Here is a 1248-nt window from a genome sequence, read left to right as displayed (position 1 = left end):
CGATCGAGCCAGTCGACAATCTGCTTGTCGCGCCATTCCTTGTAGCCTTCGGGTATTGCGCTCTTGCCGTCCTCGCCAATGACGTGGCCGTCGCGATCGAACCATTCGGTATTCAGCGTGCGACGCGCCTCCATCCGCATCAACGCGCGATCCTCGTAGCGCTGTCCGGCTTCGGTTGCTGCCGTGCCCTGCGCAACGCTGTCATCGTTCCTTGCCTTGTATTGGTCGTAGGGATCGTCAGCCCGCTTGTCCGCATCGGCCTTGTTCGCGTCGCGCCATGCGGCCGGCGGATCGTTACCTTCGTTGAAGTCGCTCACCGCGTCGCCGTCCTGCGTTTCGACGGGCTTGCCGAACCGCAACGCCTTCGGCGGGAATGGATCATCGAGCGCTGGCGCGTCCGCTACCACCGTCCAGCCTTTCGGCGGATCGGCATTCACACGGAGCATGTTCAACGCCGAACTGATGCCGGTCACGACGAACATGAGCGGTGCAGACACAAGCGTCGCGGCTACCCCCAACACGCTTTCATTCCCCTTGACTGCGCCGATCAGATTGAATTTGGCCGGTGGCGACGGCGGATACCAGAAGCCCGACTTCGTTCCCGGCTTGCCATGCCGCCAATCGTCTTCCCAATAGCGGTAGGGTTTCTGTACGCCGACCGGGAAGCCGGATGCAAACACCCGCTGCGTCAGGATGCCCGCTGCGCCGATGTCATCGAGTTCGTGCTTGCTGATCCCGCGCCAGCCGATGCCCTGAACCGTCACTGCTGAAATCACCTGATCGTGCGGGCAGCAATACGCGGTGACGCGGCCATAGGTCGCCCCGTTCAAGCCGTGCCGGTCGCGGTCGGCTTGCGCGGCATAAGACCGGTTGCTCGTCGGCGAGACCCGCTTGTTCTCCATGTCTTCATCGACCTTGTCGACCGACTGTTCGAAGGCTTTTCGGGCGCCGACGATCGACAGGAACTTGCCGAAGGTTTGGGTGCGCGCGGCGTAGGTCTGCCGTCCGCGCTGCCCGTTCGCGTCTTTCGTCGCGCGTTGCGACCACGTATCCATGAACGTGTCGGATTTGTACGGACCGTCTGCATTCGCGAGGCTGTATGGTGCGTTCGCCAGCACGTAAGCGTCCGCCACGCAGTGCCCCGTGCGGCCCCACGGATCTTCGACATCGGGGAATGCGTCGCCGAAGAACGCCGCCGTGAGGCCGACGATGTTGCCCTGGCTGTGGCATACGACGGTAATGGGTACG

General features: G+C 63.0%; 1 protein-coding gene. It reads right to left on the bottom strand.

What is annotated here, in order from left to right; all coding sequences use genetic code 11:
* Positions 1–1248 (bottom strand): T6SS effector phospholipase Tle3 domain-containing protein (locus tag J7024_RS36955; protein WP_442861919.1); only part of this gene is annotated, 1248 nt, incomplete at both ends.

The organism is Burkholderia sp. WTPI3 (assembly GCF_021483755.1).
Lineage (GTDB): Bacteria > Pseudomonadota > Gammaproteobacteria > Burkholderiales > Burkholderiaceae > Burkholderia.
Note: the sequence above shows the minus strand (reverse complement) of the source record. Positions and strands in the feature narration are given on the sequence as shown.